18 protein-coding genes and 2 tRNA genes are annotated in these 22,071 nt (G+C 59.9%); 13 read left to right on the plus strand and 7 right to left on the minus strand.

The annotated features are described in order from the left end of the window. Positions 1–5: 5 nt before the first annotated feature. The 3 genes from HDEN_RS04375 to HDEN_RS04385 all read left to right on the plus strand — a co-directional run bounded on the left by HDEN_RS04375 (position 6) and on the right by HDEN_RS04385 (position 2,353). Positions 6–563, plus strand: a complete 558-nt coding sequence (locus HDEN_RS04375; RefSeq protein ID WP_013214921.1) for a GNAT family N-acetyltransferase — start codon at positions 6–8, stop codon at positions 561–563. A gap of 184 nt (positions 564–747) precedes the next feature. Next, complete coding sequence (locus tag HDEN_RS04380; protein ID WP_013214922.1) at positions 748–1,359, plus strand: c-type cytochrome; 612 nt, start codon at positions 748–750, stop codon at positions 1,357–1,359. 184 nt (positions 1,360–1,543) lie between these two features. After that, positions 1,544–2,353, plus strand: a complete 810-nt coding sequence (locus HDEN_RS04385; protein ID WP_013214923.1) for a hypothetical protein — start codon at positions 1,544–1,546, stop codon at positions 2,351–2,353. 42 nt (positions 2,354–2,395) lie between these two features. Here the strand turns inward: HDEN_RS04385 and HDEN_RS04390 are convergent, their stop codons facing one another. Both HDEN_RS04390 and HDEN_RS18115 read right to left on the minus strand, forming a co-directional pair. Further along, positions 2,396–2,692 carry a hypothetical protein gene (locus HDEN_RS04390; protein ID WP_013214924.1) on the minus strand — a complete coding sequence of 99 codons (297 nt, stop codon included), beginning with the start codon at positions 2,690–2,692 and terminating at the stop codon, positions 2,396–2,398. A 156-nt stretch (positions 2,693–2,848) separates the two neighbouring features. Beyond that, on the minus strand, positions 2,849–3,067 hold the full coding sequence (locus tag HDEN_RS18115) for a hypothetical protein (RefSeq protein ID WP_150103190.1): 219 nt from the start codon (positions 3,065–3,067) through the stop codon (positions 2,849–2,851). Positions 3,068–3,578: 511 nt separating this feature from the next. Between HDEN_RS18115 and aceE the strand changes: the two genes are divergently transcribed. The 5 genes from aceE to HDEN_RS04420 all read left to right on the plus strand — a co-directional run bounded on the left by aceE (position 3,579) and on the right by HDEN_RS04420 (position 11,525). After that, complete coding sequence (gene aceE, locus HDEN_RS04400; RefSeq protein WP_013214926.1) at positions 3,579–6,254, plus strand: pyruvate dehydrogenase (acetyl-transferring), homodimeric type; 2,676 nt, start codon at positions 3,579–3,581, stop codon at positions 6,252–6,254. A 16-nt stretch (positions 6,255–6,270) separates the two neighbouring features. Then, a complete protein-coding gene (locus tag HDEN_RS04405; RefSeq protein WP_013214927.1) occupies positions 6,271–7,563 on the plus strand; it encodes a 2-oxo acid dehydrogenase subunit E2 in 1,293 nt (430 codons plus the stop codon). A 14-nt stretch (positions 7,564–7,577) separates the two neighbouring features. After that, positions 7,578–9,023, plus strand: coding sequence for a dihydrolipoyl dehydrogenase (gene lpdA, locus HDEN_RS04410; protein WP_013214928.1), 1,446 nt, complete (start codon positions 7,578–7,580; stop codon positions 9,021–9,023). 1,121 nt (positions 9,024–10,144) lie between these two features. Then, entirely contained in the window at positions 10,145–10,345 is a 201-nt protein-coding gene (locus HDEN_RS04415) for a hypothetical protein (RefSeq protein ID WP_013214930.1), read from the plus strand. A 223-nt stretch (positions 10,346–10,568) separates the two neighbouring features. Further along, positions 10,569–11,525, plus strand: coding sequence for a patatin-like phospholipase family protein (locus HDEN_RS04420; RefSeq protein WP_013214931.1), 957 nt, complete (start codon positions 10,569–10,571; stop codon positions 11,523–11,525). Between the two features lie 643 nt (positions 11,526–12,168). Here the strand turns inward: HDEN_RS04420 and HDEN_RS04425 are convergent. Further along, entirely contained in the window at positions 12,169–13,434 is a 1,266-nt protein-coding gene (locus HDEN_RS04425) for an RNA polymerase sigma factor (RefSeq protein WP_013214932.1), read from the minus strand. 3 nt (positions 13,435–13,437) lie between these two features. Beyond that, positions 13,438–13,827, minus strand: a complete 390-nt coding sequence (locus HDEN_RS04430) for a YciI family protein (protein WP_013214933.1) — start codon at positions 13,825–13,827, stop codon at positions 13,438–13,440. Between the two features lie 226 nt (positions 13,828–14,053). On the opposite strand from HDEN_RS04430, the gene HDEN_RS04435 reads away from it, so the two are divergent. After that, the gene (locus tag HDEN_RS04435; protein WP_013214934.1) at positions 14,054–14,527 is read left to right on the plus strand and encodes an SRPBCC family protein; all 474 of its coding nucleotides are present in this window, start codon (positions 14,054–14,056) and stop codon (positions 14,525–14,527) included. A 139-nt stretch (positions 14,528–14,666) separates the two neighbouring features. On the opposite strand, the gene HDEN_RS04440 is transcribed toward HDEN_RS04435, so the two are convergent. Continuing rightward, positions 14,667–14,741 (minus strand) — tRNA-Thr (locus tag HDEN_RS04440). 324 nt (positions 14,742–15,065) lie between these two features. On the opposite strand from HDEN_RS04440, the gene HDEN_RS04450 reads away from it, so the two are divergent. Together HDEN_RS04450 and HDEN_RS04455 are read left to right on the plus strand one after the other, a co-directional pair. After that, entirely contained in the window at positions 15,066–15,407 is a 342-nt protein-coding gene (locus HDEN_RS04450) for a hypothetical protein (protein WP_013214935.1), read from the plus strand. Positions 15,408–15,583: 176 nt separating this feature from the next. Next, a complete protein-coding gene (locus HDEN_RS04455) occupies positions 15,584–15,898 on the plus strand; it encodes a hypothetical protein (RefSeq protein ID WP_013214936.1) in 315 nt (104 codons plus the stop codon). Positions 15,899–15,953: 55 nt separating this feature from the next. Here the strand turns inward: HDEN_RS04455 and rlmB are convergent, their stop codons facing one another. Next, entirely contained in the window at positions 15,954–16,628 is a 675-nt protein-coding gene (rlmB, locus tag HDEN_RS04460) for a 23S rRNA (guanosine(2251)-2'-O)-methyltransferase RlmB (RefSeq protein WP_245256775.1), read from the minus strand. Between the two features lie 408 nt (positions 16,629–17,036). Here rlmB and HDEN_RS04465 point away from each other — a divergent pair. Together HDEN_RS04465 and HDEN_RS04470 are read left to right on the plus strand one after the other, a co-directional pair. Then, positions 17,037–17,121: transfer RNA gene (locus HDEN_RS04465), tRNA-Tyr, on the plus strand. A gap of 149 nt (positions 17,122–17,270) precedes the next feature. After that, positions 17,271–18,527, plus strand: coding sequence for a tyrosine-type recombinase/integrase (locus tag HDEN_RS04470; RefSeq protein ID WP_013214938.1), 1,257 nt, complete (start codon positions 17,271–17,273; stop codon positions 18,525–18,527). Positions 18,528–18,690: 163 nt separating this feature from the next. Here HDEN_RS04470 and HDEN_RS04475 read toward each other — a convergent pair whose 3' ends face one another. After that, the gene (locus HDEN_RS04475) at positions 18,691–22,071 is read right to left on the minus strand and encodes a helicase-related protein (protein ID WP_013214939.1); all 3,381 of its coding nucleotides are present in this window, start codon (positions 22,069–22,071) and stop codon (positions 18,691–18,693) included.

Raw genomic sequence — 22,071 nt, forward strand, 5'->3', positions numbered from 1 at the left:
ATGCCATGAGCGGAGGCGCCGGAAAGAGCATGGCGAAGCCGGTCATACCGTCGGAGCTTCTTGTTGACGACGCCGTTCATCTGACGCCGATCGGTGCCGATGACCTCGAAATGATGCGGGCGTGGCGCAATCGCGACGACATCCGGATCTGGTTCAATGACGGACGATTGATCGAGGCGGCGCAGCAGCAAGCCTGGTATCGCGCTTACATCGAAAATCCGTCCGACGTGATGTTCATCGTCCGGCGCGCGGCCGACGAGCTGCCTGTCGGCACCATCGCAATTTATCAAATCGATCTCGACGCAAAGCGAGCGGCGGTTGGGCGCTTGATCATCGCGGAGGGCAGGGGCGGAGGCCTCGGATACGCCGCGCTGTTCCGCGCGTGCCTTGCGGCATTCGAAGGGTTGGGCATCGAGACGCTGGAAAGCGAGGTCAAGTCAGGAAACGATGCGGCGCTGCGCATAAATCGTGCCGTCGGTTTCCGGCCCAGCGGGGACGCGTCGGATGAGCCGATCAGAATGCAGCTTAGGCTGGAATTTGTCCTGCCGCGCAACCGGGTTTAGCCTTCGGGCGTTGCGACTTGGGCTTGCCTGACTATTCGATTGCGTGTTCACTGACTGTCGCTAGAGGCGTGCTTTCGTAAATCTCCATTCTCAAGATCAGACACCACAAATTGTCCGCGTTCAACACCGCTTGGTGACGTTTGCTCCGCGCCACGCTTTCCTTGCGGGTATTCAGGAGGGATCGATGAATAAGCTCACCGCGCGCGAGTTTCTTATCGGCATTCTGGTCATTGTCTGCATTGCAGTTTCGCGACCGCATTCAGCATCCGCTCAATCGATAGATGAACTCGCCACCGTTTGCGCCGGCTGTCACGGCGAGAACGGCGTTCCAATCGACAAAACCATTCCGAATATCTGGGGGCAGAAACGCTATTACCTGCTGAATCAGATGCGCCTATTTAAAATCGGGCATCGCAAGAACGAGCAGATGGCTCCGATCGTCGAACCTCTCAGCCAGACCGACATGGAGGCGCTTGCGACGCACTTTTCAAACTTGCCCTGGCCGGATTTGCAGCAGCCGGCCGCAGCGGATGACGTCAAGGTGAAGGCGCGTGCAGCGCTCAATCCGTTGAATTGCAGAGGATGTCACCAGGAGCATTATCAGGGCGATATGGTCAGGCCGCGCCTCGCCGGGCAGCAGGACGAATATCTGCTCAAGACGATGACGGACTTTCATACAGGTGAGCGCAATACTTACCCGGGCATGGTTGCGTTGATGAAGTCCATCGACGAGGGCGAGATCAAATCTCTCGCAACATACCTTGCAGGATTGAAGCTGCCGGAGCATCCCAAGTAAGCGGCTGATAGCCGTAGCGATAGGATTAATTCGCAGCTATTGCGCGGCTCTCCCACTCCGCAACATTTCACGAAATTTCAGACCCGCCGTGCAAGTTGAACGGCGGGTCATCTTTTTGCCCCGAAGTCCCTGATTTCTTCGTCGCCAGCGGGATATCGACAGAAAATGAGACGGAAGGGTCGTCATGTCGGTTCCGCTGCGCTCGTCGGCTTTCGAAACGTATTCGATCTATGACGAGGATGATCTTTACACCACGGAATTCGAGTTGGACGCCGGTGAGAGAATTGGCGGTCCTGTCGCGCGCGCGAATGACGTGCTTGCGTGGTGTACGTCGCTTGCGATTATCGTTGGCGGCGCCTGGGTTTTTACGCACGATGACGGCGCGCTGCTGAGGCGTATGCCGGATTTGGCCGCACGCGTTTCAAGCGCGATTGCAGGCTTGATTCCGGCGTCTGCGGTTCCTGATGAAATCGTCGCGAGCCGGCCTCTGGTGTCGGCGTTGCAACAGCCGCCGCAGGCCGTAGAGGCTCCCGTGCCATTGCCAGAGGCAACGCCAGTCACGGAAGCGCCTCCCATCAAATCGGAGCCGATGGAGTCTCCTGCTGCGAATACGCCGAGCGAGTCCGATGCTGGTTCGCCGGACGCCTATCGCGCGCGCGCGGAGGCCGTCGGGCTCAATCCGGATATTTCACGGTCGCTTTTGATGCGGTTTTCCGCGCGGGATTTTGAGAACGCGCGCATCGCGATCGAGCGTGCGGTGGCTAAGACGCCGGACGGCGGCGTCTTCGTGTGGCCGCGTCAGCGCAAGCCGAAGGATGCGCTGTTCCAGGTGAAATTCGTCGAGGGTGCAGGGCCGGATTGCCGGAGGTATGTCGTCACCGTCACGATGGACAACTGGACGACGACGGCGTCGCCGATGGAAAAATGCGGCGTTCCCAAAATCGGAGCGCAAGTGGCAGCCAATGCCAGCAAGCAAAAACGCGCGAAGCCGTAGTCTAACGGCATCTCGCGCGTTTTTCGTGACGTTCGATAAGTCTCAGAGCTTGCAGAGCGTCGCCGATCCGCGACATTCCCAGCCGACGCTGCCCGGCGCGCACTGGTACGAGCGCTTGCCGAACGTGTAGCCGGGCGTCGTGCCGCTCGAAATGTACGTGAAGTAGATGCTCCAGTCGGTGGACTGCAAGAGCATCGCGTCGACCTGGAACTTGGCGAGGTCTTGCGTGAGCGCGTCGCCAACTGCCGCTTTCTTGAAGCACGACTTTGCCTCGGCCGGAGTGCCTGCTAACGCGCCGGCGAGCAGGCCGGCTGCCATCATGAGAGGAACCTGGCGCATGTGCTGAAACTCCTGTGAGTTGCGCAATCGGGTTTAAGGCGCCGAACCTGCCACACGAGTTTGACGATCACAGACAAATTTGCGGCCGTGCGTGCAGATTTCCACTGCATCGCGTCTTTGGTGCATCGCACGGACGTGCTTCGGCCAGACGGCTCGTTAGCCGTTCGGCTTCTGCAGGATAATCCGCCCGCGTGATTTCCGTCCTCTGTTCCCCGTGCCGGGCGTCGCCTTGCGAACGACCGGCGTGACGATGCGAACCGGTTTCGGTGGCGGCGGCACGATCGAGGGCAGGCCGGCGGCATTGCCGTTGCTCACCGCCCCGCCCGTGCCGCTTCCCAAAAAGCCTGAGTCCGGCGTGATCAATGGATCCGGCAATAGCGTCGGCCCCCGACGATCGACCGGCGCCGAAACAACGCCCAGTCCGCGCACGCGGGGGCCGGACGCCGATTCATACGCCAAGGCAGATGATGAAAAAGGCATCACGCTGAGCGCAAGGCCGGCAACGCTCAGGTGAACTGCATACACAAACGATTTGGCGGGAGGCATGGTCAGACTTCCTCGCTCGATGGGCGCTGTTCGCGACGCACGTTTGACCAAGGTCTGCGCGGGATGCCCCGGCGTCAATGCTTTTCGTCGCTGCGTTGCAATCGGCGGGCGTACCGAACGGCATGGAGCGAGTTACGATTTTTCAACCTGAACTGAAGACCTGATCCTTCAGAGAGCCTGCCTGCCTTACTATCTAAGAAAGAGGCGGTTCGCTCCGGTCGCTGGGCTGATGCGTTGGCGCATTTGCAAAGTTAACGACTCGAACTCAAATGTCTCTGATGGGTTTAATAAAGTATGGCCGTTGCGCCGCAAATGCCAAGGAATGGCGACAAGGAATGTCATGGGCAAGAGCGAGCAGAAATCTCTCAAGCCTGACGATGACGAAATACGCGATTGGACGGAGTCCATTGCGTCGGTCATCGCGTTCGAAGGCACGGGGCGTGCGGATGATATTCTGAAGGAAGTCGTCGAGCGCGCCCGGCGGAGTGGCGCCGCGCTGCCGTTCGCGTCGAGCACGGCCTACATCAACACCATTCCGTCCCGCGACGAGATCAAGCATCCGGGTGATCGGGAACTCGAGCACCGCATTGTGGCGGCGATCCGCTGGAACGCGGCAGCGATGGTGGTTCGCGCCAACGCCGAGTCGACGGAGCTTGGCGGCCATATCGCGAGCTATCAGTCCGCGGCGACGCTCTATGAAACCGGCTTTATGCATTTCTGGCGTGCGCCGACGGACGATCACGGCGGCGACCTGATTATGTTTCAGGGGCATTCGTCGCCCGGAATTTACGCCCGTGCGTTTCTCGAAGGGCGACTGACCGAAGATCAGCTCGTTCATTTTCGTCGCGAGGTCGGCGGGCGCGGATTGTCGTCCTATCCGCATCCGTGGCTGATGCCTGACTTCTGGCAGTTTCCGACCGTCTCGATGGGCCTCGGTCCGTTGATGGCGATCTATCAGGCGCGCTTTCTGAAATATCTTGACGATCGTGGTCTCGCGAAAACGGATGAGCGGAAAGTCTGGGTATTCTGCGGCGACGGCGAGATGGACGAGCCGGAAAGCCTCGGCGCGATTTCTCTCGCAGGCCGGGAGAAGCTCGACAACCTCATCTTCGTCATCAATTGCAATCTGCAGCGGCTCGACGGTCCCGTTCGCGGCAACGGTAAAATCATCCAGGAACTGGAGCGCAATTTCCGCGGCGCCGGGTGGAACGTCATCAAAGTCATCTGGGGATCGCAATGGGACGAACTTCTGTTGCGCGACAAGAGCGGCAAGCTCCGGAAATTGATGGAAGAGTGCGTCGACGGCGAATATCAGGTCTTCAAATCCCGTGACGGCGCTTACATCCGCGAGAACTTTTTCGGCCGGTATCCGGAGACGGCGGCGCTCGTTGCCGATTGGTCGGATGATAAAATCTGGCGGCTCACGCGCGGCGGCCATGATCCGTCGAAAGTTTATTCGGCTTATCATTCCGCCGTTCGGCACAAGGGACGGCCAACGTGCGTGCTCGCGAAAACCGTCAAGGGTTACGGCATGGGCAACGCGGGCGAAGCGACGATGCTCGCGCACCAGTCCAAGAAAATGGACGTTGATGCGCTGAAGCATTTTCGCAGTCGCTTCAAGGTTCCGATTGACGAAAGCGAGATCGAGAAACTGCCGTTCATCCGTTTTCCGGAAGGCTCGGCCGAGAACGATTATCTGCACAAGACGCGCAAGGCGCTCGGCGGGTTTTTACCGACCCGCAGGCGAAAATCGCATTCGCTTTCCGTGCCGGCGTTGTCAACTTTCGAGATGCAACTCAAGGGCTCAGAAGGGCGCGAGATTTCGACGACGATGGCGTTCGTGCGCATCCTGACGACGCTGATGCGCGACAAGGAACTCGGCCGCCGCATCGTACCGATCGTGCCGGACGAAAGCCGCACGTTCGGCATGGAAGGCATGTTCCGGCAGTTCGGCATCTTCAGTCAGGTCGGGCAGCTTTATCGTCCGCAGGATGCGGATCAGCTGATGTTCTACAAAGAAGACAAGACCGGGCAGATGCTGCAGGAGGGCATCAACGAGGCGGGTGCGATGGCGTCTTGGATCGCCGCCGCAACGAGCTATTCGACCTCGAACGTGCCGATGGTTCCCTTCTATATTTTCTATTCGATGTTCGGCTTTCAGCGCGTGGGCGATCTCGCGTGGGCCGCGGGCGACGAGCGCTGTCGCGGATTTCTGCTCGGCGGCACGTCGGGGCGCACGACGCTCAATGGCGAGGGTTTGCAGCACGAGGACGGTCACAGCCATATTCTGTCGGCGACAGTGCCGAACTGCGTCTCCTACGATCCGACGTTCGGCTACGAAGTCGCCGTCATCATTCAGAACGGCCTGCAACGCATGCTCGCGGATCAGGAGGACGTGTTCTTCTATCTGACGCTGCTCAACGAGAATTACGAGCATCCGGCGATGCCCGACGGTGTCGAGGGCAGCATCATCAAGGGGATGTACCTGTTCAAGGCTGCGCCGGAAAATACCACTCGTCACAAGGTTCAGCTGATGGGCTCCGGGGCGATCCTGCGCGAGGCGATCGCGGCGGCCGATCTTCTGCGTGACGATTGGAATGTCGAGGCCGATGTCTGGAGCGTCACGAGTTTTACCGAGCTTGCGCGCGAAGCTTACGACGCCGAACGCTGGAACCTGCTGCATCCGGAAGAGACGCCGCGCGTTCCTTACGTGTCGCAAAAGATCTCCGAGTGCGGCGACGGGCCGGTCATCGCGTCGACCGATTACATGAAGCTTTACGCCAATCAGATCCGGTCGTTCGTGCCGAACCGCTATCGCGTGCTTGGAACCGACGGCTTCGGCCGCTCAGACTATCGGCGGACGCTGCGCGCATTCTTCGAGATCGACCGGCATTTCATTGCAGTTGCGGCACTCAAGTCGCTTGCCGATGAAAACAAAATTCCATCGATCAAGGTGACTGAAGCGTTACGCAAGTATCAGATCGATCCCGACAAGCCGAACCCGGCCCGCAGCTGACCGACAGGCGAATGAAATGCCGCTCATAGACGTCAAGGTCCCCAACATCGGCGATTTCGACAATGTGCCGGTTGTCGAAATTCAGGTGAAGGCGGGCGACGAAGTGAAAGTCGACGATCCGCTGATCACGCTCGAAAGCGACAAGGCGGCGATGGATGTGCCGTCGCCGCAGCAGGGAAAAGTCGCGGAAATTCTTGTTGGTATCGGTGACAAGGTCAGCGAGGGCAGCGCGATCATTCGTTTGGACGTTTCTTCTGCCGGCACCGAGAAATCGAAAGACAAGCCTGCAAGCAAGGATGGGGAATCTCATCGTGACGCGTCAGCGGCAAGTGAAAAAGGGCTTCCTCAAGCTAATGATGAGACGCCGTCCGGAGCTGCGAAGCCGGACACGAAAGACGATGACTTGCCTGCGCCCAAGGACTTTGGCTCCGTGCATGCGAGCCCATCGGTGCGGCGGACCGCGCGGGAGCTTGGCGTCGATCTCACGAAAATTTCCGGCACCGGCGAGAAGGGTCGCATCACCAAGGAGGACGTAAAGAAATACATCGCGCGCAGCGAGGGTGGCGGTAGCCTAGGCATCCCCGAAATTCCGGCGCAGGACTTCGCAAAATACGGACCTGTCGAAACCAAGACGATGTCGCGATTGAAGCGGCTGACGGGACCTCATTTGCATCGCGCTTGGCTCAACGTGCCGCATGTCACGAACGCCGACGAGGCCGACATCACGGATCTTGAAGGCTATCGCAAGGAACTCGATGCCGACGCGAAAGACAAAGGCTATCGCGTGACGCTGGTCGCGTTTCTGCTGAAGGCAGCCGTATCCGCCTTGAAGGAATTCCCCGACGTCAACGCATCGCTGTCGCCGTCGAAAGACGCGCTGATCCTCAAGCGCTATTACAATATCGGCGTCGCGGTCGACACGCCGGACGGCCTCGTGGTTCCGGTTATTCGCGATGCGGACCGTAAAGGCGTTCTCGAACTCAGCCAAGAAATGGCGACCGTTTCGGCGCGCATGCGCGAGGGTAAAATCACGCCGACGGATATCAGCGGCGGCACGTTCTCGATTTCGAGCCTCGGCGGGATCGGCGGCACGACGTTCACGCCGATCGTCAATGCACCCGAAGTCGCGATCCTCGGCGCCGTTCGCGCGAAGATGCAGCCCGTTTGGGACGGAGCCGAATTTCAGCCGCGGCTGATGCTGCCGCTGTGCCTGTCGTACGATCATCGCGCCGTCGATGGTGCGTTGGCCGCGCGCTTTCTGCGCAAGATTTGCGGGGCGCTCGCCGATGTGCGTCAGCTGGTTCTGTGAGGAATGAGAATGCGATGAGCGCAGAAAGCACGCGGGAGCCGGACCACACCTGCGATGTCGTCGTGCTCGGTGCGGGGCCGGGAGGCTATTCCGCAGCGTTTCGTGCGGCCGATCTTGGCGCGCGCGTGATCCTTGTCGACCGCTGGCCTGTGCTTGGCGGCGTTTGCCTGAATGTCGGCTGCATTCCTTCCAAGGCGTTGCTGCATACGGCTTTTATTATCGACGCGGCGCGCGGCCTGGCGGCACACGGCGTGGCGTTCGCAAATCCTGAGATCGATCTCAAAAAGCTCGCCGCGCACAAAGATGCCGTCGTCAAGAAGCTGACGAACGGACTCGCGGCGATGGCCAAGGCGCGGAAGGTCACTGTTCTGCAAGGAACGGGGACGTTTTCCGATCCTCATCATCTTGTCGTTACGGCTGCAGACAATCGCGAAGCGCTTGTGCGGTTTGACAAGGCGATCATCGCGGCGGGCTCGGAAGCGGTCACATTGCCGTTCCTGCCCATCGATCCGCGCATCGTCGACTCGACCGGTGCGCTGGAGTTGCGACAGATCCCGAAGCGGATGCTCGTGATCGGCGGCGGCATCATCGGGCTTGAAATGGCGACCGTCTATTCGACGCTCGGCGCACGCATCGACGTCGCCGAAGCGCTGGACGGGCTGATGCTCGGTGCCGATCGCGATCTTGTTTCAGTATGGCAGAAAACGAATGCGCGGCGCTTCGATCGTGTGATGACGCAAACAAAGGTCGTTGCGGCCGATGCCAAGGCGGACGGCATTCATGTCCGCTTTGAGGGCAAGAATGCGCCGGAAGCAATGGTCGCCTATGATCTGGTTCTTGTCGCGGTCGGGCGAAAGCCGAATGGCAAGTTGATCGACGCGGACAAAGCGGGCGTGGGCGTCGCCGTCACCGAGCGCGGTTTCATTTCCGTCGACAAGCAGATGCGGACGAACGTCGAACACATCTTCGCAATCGGTGACGTCGCGGGCGAACCGATGCTTGCGCACAAAGCTGTTCACGAGGGGCATGTCGCGGCGGAGAACGCCGCCGGAAAGCCGAGCTTTTTCGATGCGCGTCAGATTCCGTCCGTCGCCTACACGGATCCTGAAATCGCGTGGTCGGGCGTCACCGAGACCGAGGCGAAGCGTCAGGGCATCTCCTATCGCAAAGCCGTGTTCCCTTGGGCGGCATCCGGACGTGCCATCGCCAACGGACGGGACGACGGTCTGACGAAACTTCTATTCGACGCCGAGACGCAGCGTATCATTGGCGGCGGCATCGTGGGGATCGAAGCGGGAAATCTGATTTCGGAAATTTGTCTCGCGATCGAGATGGGCGCCGATGCGATCGATGTCGGCAAGACGATCCATCCGCATCCGACGCTTTCGGAAAGCGTCGGAATGGCCGCCGAGGTTTTCGAAGGCGTTTGCACCGATCTGCCGCCGCAAAAGCGGGCGTAGCGCTCCCGGTTTTTAGCGTATCAAACCTTTGTATCCGAGAGCGGCACGCGGCTCCCAATCGGCCCGCTCGCTTTGTCCTGCATTACCGATGGCTTCCAGAATGTGCGTGGCTAATGGAAAGCGGGTGGCTTTGCATGAAGCTGTGTGCCGATAGCCCCGATCTCAGGGCTGACGATCCGATGCCTGTGGATATCGGCATGTTGGGTTGCGGGAATACCGGCGCCGTCAGCGCGGCGGGATAATTGCTCGCTGGGTTGTGTAACGCCGGGGTCGTCAAAGGTCGCGGGTACATGCTCGGCGACAAAGCCGAAGGTGCCGGCGTAATGCCAAGGCCGGAGCTTCCGGTGCTCGCGCCGTTGCTCGAAGAGCCATTTTCTAGAATAGCGTTATAGCTGCTTCCTGGGGCGCCCGGATTTGACGAATTATCGGCGGGATTTGTGGTCGTGCTTCCGGCTCCCGATCCGGGATCAATTATCAACCGCTGCTCGCTTGGCGCAGAGGGATCAAGCCTGCTCGGTTCGACCGGAGATGGTGTAGCGGTGACGGGAGGTTCGGAAGAACCTGTTGTGGTGGTCGCACTTGTTGAGGGCGACGGAGTTAGTGCACTGCTAGAACCGGATGCCGGCGGCGTTGTTGAATCCGTCGTGCCAGGATTTGTGGTTGTTTGGGCCAAGGCGGGCGTTGTCGCGATCAGCGACGCTATGGCCATAATGTAAAAGCGAGAGTTCATGGGCTACCTCCTCCAAGCCCCCGCCGATAAATTAAACAACAGTCCGTGTGCACGGTTCCTTGAGATCGCGGAAGATTTTACCGATCGCGAGCGCAAGAGTTCGCGGTCCGCACGCTGTATTCCCTCAATGCAAAGCTCCTGAATTATTTTTTAGGTCTGAACCACGGAACGAACATTCAAAACCGGAAATTGTCCGTATACGTCTTGCATCATCGGACATAATATCGTTGTGTAAATCGAGGTTTCAATTTTTTGCGTTTCTGGGCCGTTCGATGACGGCTTTCCTGCGCGTCGTGCAAGGCGAAGCTGCTGTGCCTTTGCTGTTTGAGTCTTGCTGATTGCGTTGCCCTTTGGCGCGTTTAGACGTCACCGAGAATTGAAGGTTTGCGCTATGCTTAGTCCACCGCAAAGTAACGGCTCAGGTGCCGGATCTGAGACGGAGTTGTCGGCGCAGGAGATCGACGACATCCTTGCTGAAGCGATCGCTGTCGATGAGCTGCTTCAGAAGAAGCGCCCGGGACCGTACGATGTGGTGCTTGCGCTTTCGGCCTACATGGCTGCGCCACCAAAGAGAGAGAACGAGACGCCGTAAGGATTCCGTCGCTCGCGCCGCTGCATCCCGTGCCTCGGTAAGGGAATTGTGATGATACGGATCGGTAATGTGCGGGAAGGGCGTGCTGGAAGCGTCCGTTAGTCGGCTTCGTCCCCGCGCTTCGCCGCCCAATTAACCTGTCGGACAAGAGAACCAAATTATTTGCCTGCGCGTTGTGATATGCTGAGCTGACTCGGCCAGGGCAACTTTTCGACAAGCGCACATGGCAAAAGATAAACTGGCAATCGCCCTTGGTGGCGGCGCCGCCCGCGGATGGGCCCACATCGGAGCCCTTCGCGCTCTTGCCGAAGCCGGTCTCAAACCTGACATTGTGGTTGGCACTTCGATCGGTGCGATCGTCGGAGGCCATTACGCTGGTGGGCGCCTCGATCAGCTCGAGGATTTCGCGCGCAGCCTCACGCGCCGCCGCGTTTTTGGATATCTCGATCTGAGCGTATCCGGGTCGGGGTTGATCGCAGGCGAACGTCTATTCTCCCGGTTTGATGAGCATCTCACGGGATTACGCGTCGAGACATTGCCGACCAAGTTCGCCGCGATCGCGACGGACCTTTCTACCGGCCATGAAATCTGGCTGCGTCGCGGGAATGTTAACGACGCCGTGCGCGCGTCATCAGCGATTCCCGGCATTGTTCGCCCCGTCAAACTGAACGGACGTTGGTTGATCGACGGCTGCCTGGTCAATCCGATCCCGGTTTCCGTTTGCCGCGCGTTAGGCGCAAGAACTGTGATTGCAATCAACCTTACGAGCGAATTCGGCCGTGGCGGCATTCTCGTCGATGACGATGTCGAGGAGGCCGAGATCGCGCCGGTTGTCGAGGACGTTGCGCCGATCACGCGGTGGAATGGCAAGGGGGCCCTGCAACTTCTGCATCGGCAAATCTTCGGGCATCAGAAAGAGGCGGCGCCGGGAATTACATCGGTGATCCTGAACTCCTTCAGCATATTCCACGACCGTATCGCCCGCGCGCGGCTGATGGGCGATCCGCCGGATCTGTTGATTGCGCCGGATCTCGCGCGTATCGGCGTTCTCGATTTTCATCGTGCCGACGAGTTGATCGCGGCCGGTCGCGCCGCCATCGAGCCACATCTGCCGATGGTCGAGCGCTATCTGAGCGAGCCGGCGAACGGCAGCATTCAAGGGCGATTTTTCGCGTCCTGACGTTTGCGCACTCCGTCTCCGAAAATAGCCCGTGATTAATCACGCGTTTGTCGACGTATTTTTTGTCCTCGTCCGTTTAAAAAGCTCGCGACGATAACGGTTCCGACGACGAGCGCTAAAAGCCCGTGCGCTCGGAGCTTTTCGCACCGCTGGAACGGCTGCTGGCGATCGCAGTTCTGCAATGATGGCTGAACAGTTCAAAGGTTATGTTATGAAAAAACTGATGACAGCGGTTGTCGCGCTAACGTTCTTCGGCGCGGGGCCTGCTCTGGCGGCCTCGTCGAGTTCCAGCAGCGGGTCGCGTAGCGGAGCGACCGGATCGCAGACTCATCCCGGCATGCGAAGCGGCACGACGGGGAGCGGCGCCGGAGTGACTGCGCCGAATACCGGTCCAGGAGCCGTTCAGAGCAATCGGACGCCCTATGCTCCGACGGCGCCACCGGTTCCTGGCAGCGCGCAAGATCCATACGGTAATTCTGCAAGCGGCGGCAGCACGGGTACGGGCGGAAGTTCGACCAGCCCGAGTCCAACGAGCCCAGGCTCAACGCGCTAAAGAGCTCAGACTTTACGAGTGAACAACAACTACGAGCCGATTTAACGATCGGCTCGTTTTAGTTTGATCTCTGATTGCGTGATCTTGGAATTATTTTGCGTTCGGCTTCGCATCTTGGAGCAGCCGATCCAGGTGGTTGCGAATATGGGCGGCCTGTGCCGGTGTTCCGGCCAATGCTATCGCGCGATCGAAATCAGTTCGGGCTTCCTCGATCCGTCCCAACTGCAAAAGGAAAGCGCCGCGCGCGCCGAAATAATGGAAGTATCCGGACAACGCTTTTTCCAACGGCGCAATCATTGAAAGACCTGCCGATGGGCCATGCAGCTTTGCCACTGCCACAGCGCGATTCAATGTGACGACCGGCGACGGTTGCATTCGTTCTAACGCCGCATAGAGCGCGTCGATGCCAGCCCAATCCGTTTCGGAGAACTGCGCCGCGCGTGCATGCGTTGCGGCGATGGCTGCCTGGACTTGATAAGCTCCGGGCCGGTTATGGCGCATCGCCTTATCCAACAGCGCGACGCCTTCATTGATCAGATTGTCGTTCCAGAGCGCGCGGTCCTGATCCTCCAGCAGAACGACTTCGCCGTTTTGATCGAAACGCGCAGGCAGACGTGATTGCTGCAGGAGCATGAGCGCCGTCAGTCCCATGATCTCGGGCTCGGTCTGAAATAGCCGCAAAAGCAATCGCGCCAGCCGAATGGCTTCGTCGCAAAGAGAGGCGCGAGCCGGATCGCTGCCGGCGGTATAGCCCTCGTTGAAGAGCAAATAGATCATTGTCGCCACCGCTGCGAGGCGCTCGCTTCTCTCGATGGGGCCGGGTGCATCGAACGGCACGTCTGCTTTTGCAATGCGTGCCTTTGCGCGCGTGATGCGTTGCTCCATGGCGGCATCGGAGACGAGAAACGCACGTGCGATCTGCGCGACCGAAAGGCCGGATACGACGCGGAGCGCCAGCGCAACCTGCTGCGTCGCTGGCAACTCGGGATGACAGCAGATGAACAGCAAGCGCAGGACGTCGTCGCGATAGTGAGAGTCATCCAAGCGCTCGACGAGCGGCGCTTCCGCGTCGGTCAGATCCGAGATCAGTTCATCCGGCGGCAGCGTCACGTCGCGACTGCGCTTGCGCGTGCCGTCGAGCGCCGCGTTGCGTCCCACGAGGATCAGCCACGCGACCGGATCGCGTGGCGGCCCGTTGCGCGGCCAGTTCTTGAGCGCGCGAAGGCATGCCTCCTGATACGCTTCTTCCGCCGTATCCATATCGCGGAAATAGCGCAGCAGCGCGCTGATAGCCTGCGGCCGCGCCGCAGTCAGAGCGCTGTTGATCCAGGCAGGGTCGTGAATGACTTGGCTCATTGCTCAGTAAGCCTTGACGCGATCTTTCGAAGCGTTGGGTCGAGATTCCGGCACGTAGAGCGCGATCGGACGGATTTCGTAAACGCTCGTCGGATTGGCTTCGGAAAGCTGACGCGCAACGTCGAGCGCCGCTTCGAGATCGGGAACGTCGATGACGTAAAACCCGAGAAGCTGCTCTTTCGTCTCGGCGAAGGGGCCGTCGATCACCATGTCCGGGGCACGCAGCGTCGTGGCTGTCGTGGTCGGCAAGAGCCGGAGCGCCGGGCCGAGTTTGCCCTCCTGTACGAGCTTTTCGTGCACGACGTTCAGGCGGCTCATCACCGCCTCGTCTTCGGCCTTGCTCCAGGACCACACGACGTCTTCCTTATTGTAGCAGAGCAGTGTGTAGAGCATGGTTTCTCCTTTGTGCGTTTCGAGGACGATTGAGGGCGTGAAGCTCCGACAAACTGTCCTGCCTTTCTTCTAAAAACGCGGTAGGCGGCATTTCAGAGGCCGCTGCCCCATAGAAATCGTCAAGAAGTATGCGACCGTTGTCGGATCGGCGGCATGCCGGGCGTCTTCATGGCATGATGCGGAGCGCTGCTGCGGCTCGCACGCTGGAAACGAAGGAGGAAACCCTGTGTCTGAGAAACAGAAAACGGCGTCGACGTCCACGAACACCGTCCGGCTGCATCGCGTCTTCGCGGCCAAGCCCGAGAAAGTCTACCGGGCGTTCCTCGATGCCGCGGCCATGGCAAAATGGCTGCCGCCCTACGGCTTCACGTGCACTGTCCATCACCTGGAGCCGAGCGTCGGCGGCACGTTCAAAATGTCGTTCGCCAACTTTACAACCGGGAACGAGCATTCGTTCGGTGGAGAATATCTCGAACTCGTTCCCAATGAGCTCCTTCGCTACACGGATCGGTTCGACGATCCGAATCTGCCCGGCACCTTGCACGTGACGATCGCCTTGAAGGCGGTTTCGGTCGGCACCGAAGTCAACATCGAGCAGTCCGGGGTGCCGGCCGTCATTCCGCTCGAAGCATGTTACATCGGCTGGCAGCAGTCGCTTGCTCAACTCGCGCGACTCGTCGAGCCGGATAATCCGGAGTGAAGCGATGGGTCGTCGCCCGGCGGCGAGCTTCGCGGACGGTGGGCAATCGAAGTATTGAATTGCCGAGTTTGGAAGAGATTTCTGGTACAAGCGTACCACCAGAAACCCTGATGTCTTGTCCGTAAGAACCTGAAGTTATTGGTGCCGGCTGTAGGATTTGAACCTACGACCCCCTGATTACAAATCAGGTGCACTACCACTGTGCTAAGCCGGCGCAACCCGTGCACGGGCATCCGTTCGAGGCGACGGGCGAGACCTCGCGCATCGGGGTTTCGATGTCAACAGCGGCGCGGTTTCCGGGGGGATCAATAAGCCGGAGCCGGTTCCCTCTTTTCGTTCGCGACAGCGGCGCTGTATCGCGAGACCGATCGTCGGAGCGCGAAAAGGCGGGCAGGAATGCTACGGCGGCCCGAAATTGCGCACGGCCGAGCCGTCCGTCATGGGCGTTAAGGCGATCTTCAGTTAATCTTGGGCAAACGATTCTGAAGCGCTGGGGCTGTGTACGCGCCGCTACGCCATGTCCTCCTGGGAGTATGCCATGCCCACGAAATCCCTGCTCGCCGTGGCCGCGATCGCTGCGGCGCTGTTTGCCGGCGCTCAGGCTGCGTCAGCCTTTGACGCGCTACACCGGCCGGACCTCAGACAACACGAGTTCGACCCGGGCCGGGCGGACGCGCTCGACGACTATTACCACTATTATTATGATCCGCGCGGATACTATCCCTACTACAACTCAGGCGAGTGGGGGCCGCGCCGGGTCAATCGCTTCCGCGGTAACCTGCCGCCGTATTACGGGGCATGGGGTGCGAACAAGCGCAACTACCGGCATGTCGAATGGCATCGCCGCCATTATGGCGGTCATCGCCGGGGCGACTGGTAAGCCGTTCATCTGCCGTACGGAATTATGCCACGGGGCGGCCGCAAGCTCCGCGTGATCGCGCCGTATTTCAATGTTTTTTAGAACCTCATCGATACTGAGAGATTCGAGCCGCACACAGGCATAGAGCCGAGCATCGCGGATGATGCGCGGCCGTCGCGGCACCAGGAGGGCCAATGATGAAACGATTTGTACATGGATTGATGGCGCTTGCGGTTGCCGGCGGCATGGCACTGGCGGCAGCGCCGAGTGCTGAAGCTCGCGGGCGTGACGTTGGTGTCGGTATCGCGGCGGGCATTATCGGTCTCGGCGTCGGCGCCGCGATCGCCGACAGTGCACGCGGACCGCGCTACTATTCGCGCTACGACGACCGCTGCTACCGTGGACCGGAGCGCTGCCGTCGCACGCCGCGCCGCTGTTTCGAGAACGAATTCGGCGACACGATCTGCCGCGGCGGCAGCTATGTCTGCGATCGCCCGCTGATCTGCGACTGACACGTCAGCCGATTACGAATGCGATGAGCCGGTGCGATTCTTCGCACCGGCTTTTTCATTTCCGGCGTGCGCGCATGGCTGCGTAGAGCGCGATGGCGGCCGCATTCGAGACGTTGAGGCTCGCGACAGGGCCGTCCGTCGAAATTCTCGCGAGGGTATCACACGTCTTGCGCGTCAGCTCTCGGAGGCCCTTGCCTTCGGAACCCATCACGAGCGCTGTCGGCCGAGACCAGTCGAGATCCTCGATTGCGGTTTCAGCCTCGCCGTCCAGGCCGACGAGCGCAAAGCCCGCCTCGCGCAGTTCTTCCATGGCGCGCGCCAGGTTTGCGACCAGCGCGACGGGGATGAGCTCCAGTGCGCCAGAAGCGGATTTCGCCAGGACGCCGTTGAGCGGCGGGCTATGGCGATGCGTCATCACGAGACCGCTCGCACCGAACACTGCCGATGATCTCAGGATCGCGCCGACGTTATGGGGGTCGGTCACCTGATCGAGCACGATCAGTGGCCGGCCATCGGCGGCGCGCGCCAGTTCGTCCCAATCCGGCTCCGGCAGCGGCTCGGTTTCGAGCGCCACGCCCTGATGCACCGTATCGGGACCGAGGAGGCGGTCCAAGTCGCGCGGGGTCACGCGGTCGATTTTCGCGGTTATGGGGCCGACGGCCTCGATCAGCCGGCGTTCTGCATTTTCCGTCAGCATGAGGCGATGAACGCGCCGCTTCGGGTTCTTCAGCGCCGCTTCGACGGCGTGCAGGCCGAAGAGTACGAGCGGCCCTTCGGCGTTCTCTCCGGATGAGCTTGCCGGTCCGCCTCTGTGCGGCGTTTTTGCGCGTAGGGGTCTGCCGTAGCGTTGGCCGCCTGATGCCGAGAAGCGATTTTTGTCGCGCCACGGCTTTTTGAAATGGTCCTTGGACAGGGTGTTTCTCGCGAATGTGTGGTTTAACCAGCCGGACGCGCCTGTCGCCGTGAGAATTCAGGGCGGCTGCCGCGTGTCCCGGCGGAAGGCTGCGAAGGCGTAACTGTTAGACCTTGCAGCTTTTCTGATTGACAGGAAAGGCCCTCGTGAAGATAACGCGGGGCGGAGGCCCTGCCTTGATCGGCGGGGCGCTTTCATTTGGACTGGGCACGCGCCACAGACCATGGAGAGGTGCCCGAGTGGCTAAAGGGGACGGACTGTAAATCCGTTGGCTTCGCCTACGCTGGTTCGAATCCAGCCCTCTCCACCAACCCTGCGTCTCTCAGTGTCGATCGACGTCGGCTGGCGCTTTTGAAACACCAATAAAATCAAGGAAAAGTGCTTTCTGACGTCTATGGGCGTCGGCGCAAATCGCCTACCATCGGCCTCGCGTTTGTGGTCCAATTTATGGACCCGGGGATGCCGAAAACAACTCATCGCTTGAATGCTATCTCTGCCTCGAACATCAAGAAGCCGGGCCTCTACCCGGACGGCGCTGGGCTCTATCTGAGGGTGAAGCCGAGCGGAGCCCGGTCGTGGGTCTTTCGGTACATGCACGATCGCAAGCCGAGGTATCTCGGGCTCGGCTCTGCCGCTTCGGTTAGTCTTGCAACTGCGCGCTCATTGGCTGGCGATGCACGACGTCAGCTTGATCTCGGTCAGGATCCGATTGAGGCGAAGCGAGCAGCGGAAAGGGAAACCGCCGCCGACAAAGCTCGGGCAATGACATTCAAAGAGTGCGCCGAAGCCTATATGGCGGCGCACGAGCCGAGTTGGAAAAACGCAAAGCATTGCGAGCAGTGGCACAGCACCCTCCGGCGCTATCTCTATCCAAAGTTTGGCGGCATCGCGGTCGCGCTCGTCACGACCGAAATGGTTTTTGAGGCCATACAACCGATTTGGCATTCGATGCCTGAAACGGCATCCCGGGTTCGGGGAAGGATCGAAGTCGTCATCGATTGGGCAAAAGCGCGTGGGGCCTTCTCGGGAGAAAATCCGGCCCGTTGGCGCGGCCACCTTGCGAACCTGCTCCCGAAGCCGTCGAAGGTCGCCAAGGTCGAGCATCACGCGGCGATGCCGTTCGATGATCTGCCGGCGCTTATGTCGGAGCTGCGAGCTGCAACGGGCCTGACATCGCGCGCGCTGGAGTTCACCATTCTCACAGCCGCTCGAACCACGGAAGCGCTGGGTGCGCAGTGGAGCGAGTTCGATCTAGAGAAGAAGATCTGGACCGTGCCGGCCGTGCGGATGAAGGCAGGTAAAGACCATCGCGTGCCGCTATCGACGCGAGCTGTCGAGATCATCAAAGAGCTGGAAACGGTCAAGCGGAACGAGTTCGTCTTTCCCGGAGAGAAGCCTGGCCGGCACCTCAGCAACATGAGCATGCTGATGTTGCTGCGCCGGTTGAAGCGAGGCGAACTCACCGTTCACGGCTTCCGCTCGACGTTTCGCGACTGGGCCGCGGAGACTACGAGCTTCCCAAACTTCATCGTGGAAATGGCGCTCGCGCACGCGATCGAAAGTAAGGTCGAAGGAGCCTATAGGCGAGGGGACCTTCTGGAGAAGCGTCGTGCTCTGATGGTGGCGTGGATGCAATACTGCGCAAAAGCGAAGATGCGTCCCGTCGCTGACTTTTCCAATTCGCTCGCTTCGGCGACGCGCGCCGACGTTCGCTGACTCTGTAATCAGGGTGTCCACGGTTCGTGTCCGTGATTACCCACCAAGCATTGCAACGACTTAGTGCGACACTTCAGCCATTGAACTTTGCCTCGGTGCGATCGCCCTCAACGAGGGCAGCAGGGCAGGTCCTCGAGAGACTCCTTCAGGCCATTGGTCGCTTCTAGGAGCGGCGATTGCTATCGGCCACAGCTTCGGGGGCGATGCCCATCCAGCAGACCAGCTCGATATCTTCGAGTTCGATGGGTGGCAGGAGCTTCGGTTGAGCGAACGGTTCTAGGCCGGTTTCTCGAATCCTGGCAACGAGCGCTCGCGCCTTGTCCGGCCCGCCGCGGTCGGGGTCGTTGTACCAGTCGCGCAGCATGATTTCCTCTCGCCGGGGCCAGGGCGCCTCTAGAATATCGAGAGCGTTGTTCACTTGATTTCCGTCTTCGTCCGTTGGCCGGTTGGCGCGAATGAACTCCGCGACGCGTTGGTTGAGTGGTCGGACGCGCGGTTGCAAGCTGGCTGGATCGGTTTCTTTCATCCAGGACTCATGGATGTTTTGCTTGGCGACCTCCCACAGATTGAAGATGGCTGTGTCCAGTTGCCCCGGAACGCTTCGAGGTGTTGCTTCGTCGCATTCAATGAGCCTGAGGCATGTGCCGATCTCGCTGACGATGGGCTCATCCGCTGGCAACCAATCGATTGAGGTGGGGACAAATCGCAAATAGGTGCGTTCGCCGATCACGGCACAGAAGAACGCCCCCTGACGAGTGCCACGCCTCATGCCTGACCCGGCGCCGAATGGCATACGCTCGATGCTATGGGCGTTCTGGTCCAACGCCTTTCGAAGCGTTTGGCGGTACTCCTCGCCCGTTTGGCCGGCCCCTCCAGCAGCGCCCCGTTCGAAAAGCGAGGCGTCGTCCTGCAACAGCCGCTCGATTTCGGCGCGAGTTTCGGTAAAAACCTGACTTCCAGCCGCACCTCCCTGCACCGGCGACGCGACGCCAACGCTGGCAGCGGCCATAGCAATCTTCTGCAGAATGCGTTGCTCGAGGTTGAGCAACTGATCGAGGCGGTCCGCCGGGAAGATCGTCCTCAGAAACACCCGTTGATGGGGACTGCCGATGCGATCAACGCGACCATGCCGCTGGACTAGGCGCATGGGGTTCCACGGAACATCAAAGTTCACGATGTGCCGGCACTGCTGAAGATTGACGCCCTCAGCGAGCACGTCGGTCGTCAACAGAATATCGAAGCGATCTTCGGCCCCGATAGATTCGGATGAGACAGGCGCAAATCCGGCAACAGCGGCTTGGCGTCCGATGGGCAGGGGTTCCACATCGACGCTACCAGCAACCGCAACGATCCGGCTGCGGAAAACACTCAGTGCCGGATTGCGTTCGATCTCGGCTTCCAACTGCCGACGCAAATACCGGACAGTGTCCGCGAAAAATGAGAATATCAAAACTTTACGCTTCTGCCGGGCGTCCTCGTCGCTGATCGCTTCATCGTTCGCTTCAGCGGCTATCTCGATGAGCGTCTTGATCAGCGCAGCGAGCTTGGGGTCTTGAGTCGGCGTAATGCGAACAAGGGCGGCGGACAACGCCTCCAGTTTCCCGAGATCGCTCTCTACCGCATTTCGCAGCAATGGGACCTTGTAGAGGCCCGCCGAAACGGCTTGATCGCTTGACTCCAAAACGGTGTCGAGATCGTCGTCGTCGATGGCGGAAATCTCGTGGATCAATTCAGTTCGAATAACGTGGCCCCGATCGAGCGCCGCAAGAAAGGTGCGGTGTTCGTTCATCATCTTTTCGAGCGTCGTCGCGAAGGCAAAGCTCGAGGACTCGAAACGCTTCAGCAGCCCGGACCGCAGAAGGCCTACCGTTGCAGCGGCCCGCGCATCTTCGTCGCCAAACATGTCCTCTTCCACGCCGTCGCGCAGATAGGCATCGGGGACATAGCGGGCAAATGTGATTGAGCCATTGCCTTGATCTGGATCGAGCGACTCTTCCAGAAGATCGAAAATTTCCGGCAACGGATCGGTGAGTTCGTACCGCACTGTGATGGCGCGCGGTTCGGGAAAGACAATGGTCACCTCCGTTCCATCCGCCAGCCTGATATGGTCGCCGCTATAGTGCTTCTTCACGAACTGGCGCGTGCGCTTGACCGTGGTCGCGTCGATTATGGGGTAAAGGAGGTCAGGCGACAGTGCCGATGGATCTTCCTTCGCCGCTTGGTCGAACCGTTCCTTGATCGAGAGAATGCCACGTTCCGCAAGGAAAGCATCCTGGCGCATGTAGAACTGGATCAGATGATAGAGGTCCCAAAGCGAATTATTGACCGGCGTTGCCGTGAGCAACAGCACGTCGCGCCTCTGCCCCCATAGCAGCTTGCGCAACACGGCGGCTCGCGTCGAGGCGTCGGGATTGCGGTAGTTGTGCGCCTCATCGACGACAACGAGTTGATACTCGCGCAGTGGTCGTTGCAACTTATCCTGAAACTGATCGGGATTGCCCATCGCCAGTTGCCGGTCGATGGCCAGTTCTTCGTACGACACGCACTCCACGTCGCTGAGAAAATGCGTGCTGCGGAATTTCCTCCAGGTCGAGTCTCGAAGCTGGGCAGGGCAAACAAGCAGGCAGCGGTGTCGGCGATCGATGTAGAGTTTGAGAATTTCGCCCGCGATGAAGGTTTTGCCTAAGCCGACTTCATCGGCAACGATGGCGCCGCCGGTCTCGCTGATCAACCTCAGCGCACGGGCAGCACCGTGCTTCTGGAAGCTGGTCAGGGGCAAGCCCTGGTCGATCTTTGCTAGCTCTTCAACTTCGTTGCCATAGAGCTGGTGGAGGGTGCGCAAAAAGATGTCGAAGGGCGTCCACTCAGCAAATACCTCCTCCAACAACTCGGTGAGGTCGACCGGAACGGCATCGTCCCAAAGGCGCTCATACCAAGCCTTCGCCTGTCCCACGACCGGGTCATCGAAGTGCCCAAGGTTGAGTTCTAGATTATGGGTGACGCCAGCACGAGTCAGGTTGGACGAGCCCGCGATAACCCCCGAACCACCGCCATAGGCCTCGGTGCGCGGAGCGAAGATGTAGGCTTTCGCGTGCATAAAGGCCAGCTCATATCGGCGGGTTTCCATTCGCCCGGTCTTGAGGACGTCAATCAAGCTTTTCAAAGCTGCACGCCCGGCGCGTGTGAAGGGGAACCGGTTGCGCTCCGCTCTCAGCCCTTCATCGAGCTGATTCAATCCCTCGCGCAACAAACGGCGCTCGAACTGTGTGGGCGTTTCGTCGAGCCTTCGACGCGGCGGTAGGGCTTCGGAAGGTGGTTCGGCCCCGATCATGAGCCGCACCTTTTCGATGCCGTTAAGTGCCTTGGCTATTTGGGCAAAGCCGGCGGGGGAGAAGAAAGCCGATGCGATGTCCAGGCGCCCGGGCGGCGTGGGTGCTTCACCGAAAGTGCCGTCGCGCGTTGGAATGCCGTTCTTGAGCACGCGCTCGATTGCTGCCGCTAGCGTATTGCCGTCGAGATTGTCGACGAACTCAGGATTGCTCAT

This window comes from Hyphomicrobium denitrificans ATCC 51888 (assembly GCF_000143145.1).
GTDB classification, from domain to species: domain Bacteria; phylum Pseudomonadota; class Alphaproteobacteria; order Rhizobiales; family Hyphomicrobiaceae; genus Hyphomicrobium_B; species Hyphomicrobium_B denitrificans.

Bases quoted from the DNA above. Each gene is read 5' to 3' on its own strand.
- HDEN_RS04425 (WP_013214932.1), bottom strand. From the start codon at position 13,434: ATGAGCCAAGTCATTCACGACCCTGCCTGGATCAACAGCGCTCTGACT.
- HDEN_RS04450 (WP_013214935.1), top strand. From the start codon at position 15,066: ATGCCCACGAAATCCCTGCTCGCCGTGGCCGCGATCGCTGCGGCGCTG.
- HDEN_RS04430 (WP_013214933.1), bottom strand. From the start codon at position 13,827: ATGCTCTACACACTGCTCTGCTACAATAAGGAAGACGTCGTGTGGTCC.
- HDEN_RS04390 (WP_013214924.1), bottom strand. From the start codon at position 2,692: ATGCGCCAGGTTCCTCTCATGATGGCAGCCGGCCTGCTCGCCGGCGCG.
- HDEN_RS04405 (WP_013214927.1), top strand. From the start codon at position 6,271: ATGCCGCTCATAGACGTCAAGGTCCCCAACATCGGCGATTTCGACAAT.
- HDEN_RS04415 (WP_013214930.1), top strand. From the start codon at position 10,145: ATGCTTAGTCCACCGCAAAGTAACGGCTCAGGTGCCGGATCTGAGACG.
- HDEN_RS04385 (WP_013214923.1), top strand. From the start codon at position 1,544: ATGTCGGTTCCGCTGCGCTCGTCGGCTTTCGAAACGTATTCGATCTAT.
- HDEN_RS04455 (WP_013214936.1), top strand. From the start codon at position 15,584: ATGAAACGATTTGTACATGGATTGATGGCGCTTGCGGTTGCCGGCGGC.
- HDEN_RS04470 (WP_013214938.1), top strand. From the start codon at position 17,271: ATGCCGAAAACAACTCATCGCTTGAATGCTATCTCTGCCTCGAACATC.
- HDEN_RS04375 (WP_013214921.1), top strand. From the start codon at position 6: ATGAGCGGAGGCGCCGGAAAGAGCATGGCGAAGCCGGTCATACCGTCG.
- aceE (WP_013214926.1), top strand. From the start codon at position 3,579: ATGGGCAAGAGCGAGCAGAAATCTCTCAAGCCTGACGATGACGAAATA.
- HDEN_RS04380 (WP_013214922.1), top strand. From the start codon at position 748: ATGAATAAGCTCACCGCGCGCGAGTTTCTTATCGGCATTCTGGTCATT.
- lpdA (WP_013214928.1), top strand. From the start codon at position 7,578: ATGAGCGCAGAAAGCACGCGGGAGCCGGACCACACCTGCGATGTCGTC.
- HDEN_RS04475 (WP_013214939.1), bottom strand. From the start codon at position 22,071: ATGAGCAATCCTGAGTTCGTCGACAATCTCGACGGCAATACGCTAGCG.
- HDEN_RS04420 (WP_013214931.1), top strand. From the start codon at position 10,569: ATGGCAAAAGATAAACTGGCAATCGCCCTTGGTGGCGGCGCCGCCCGC.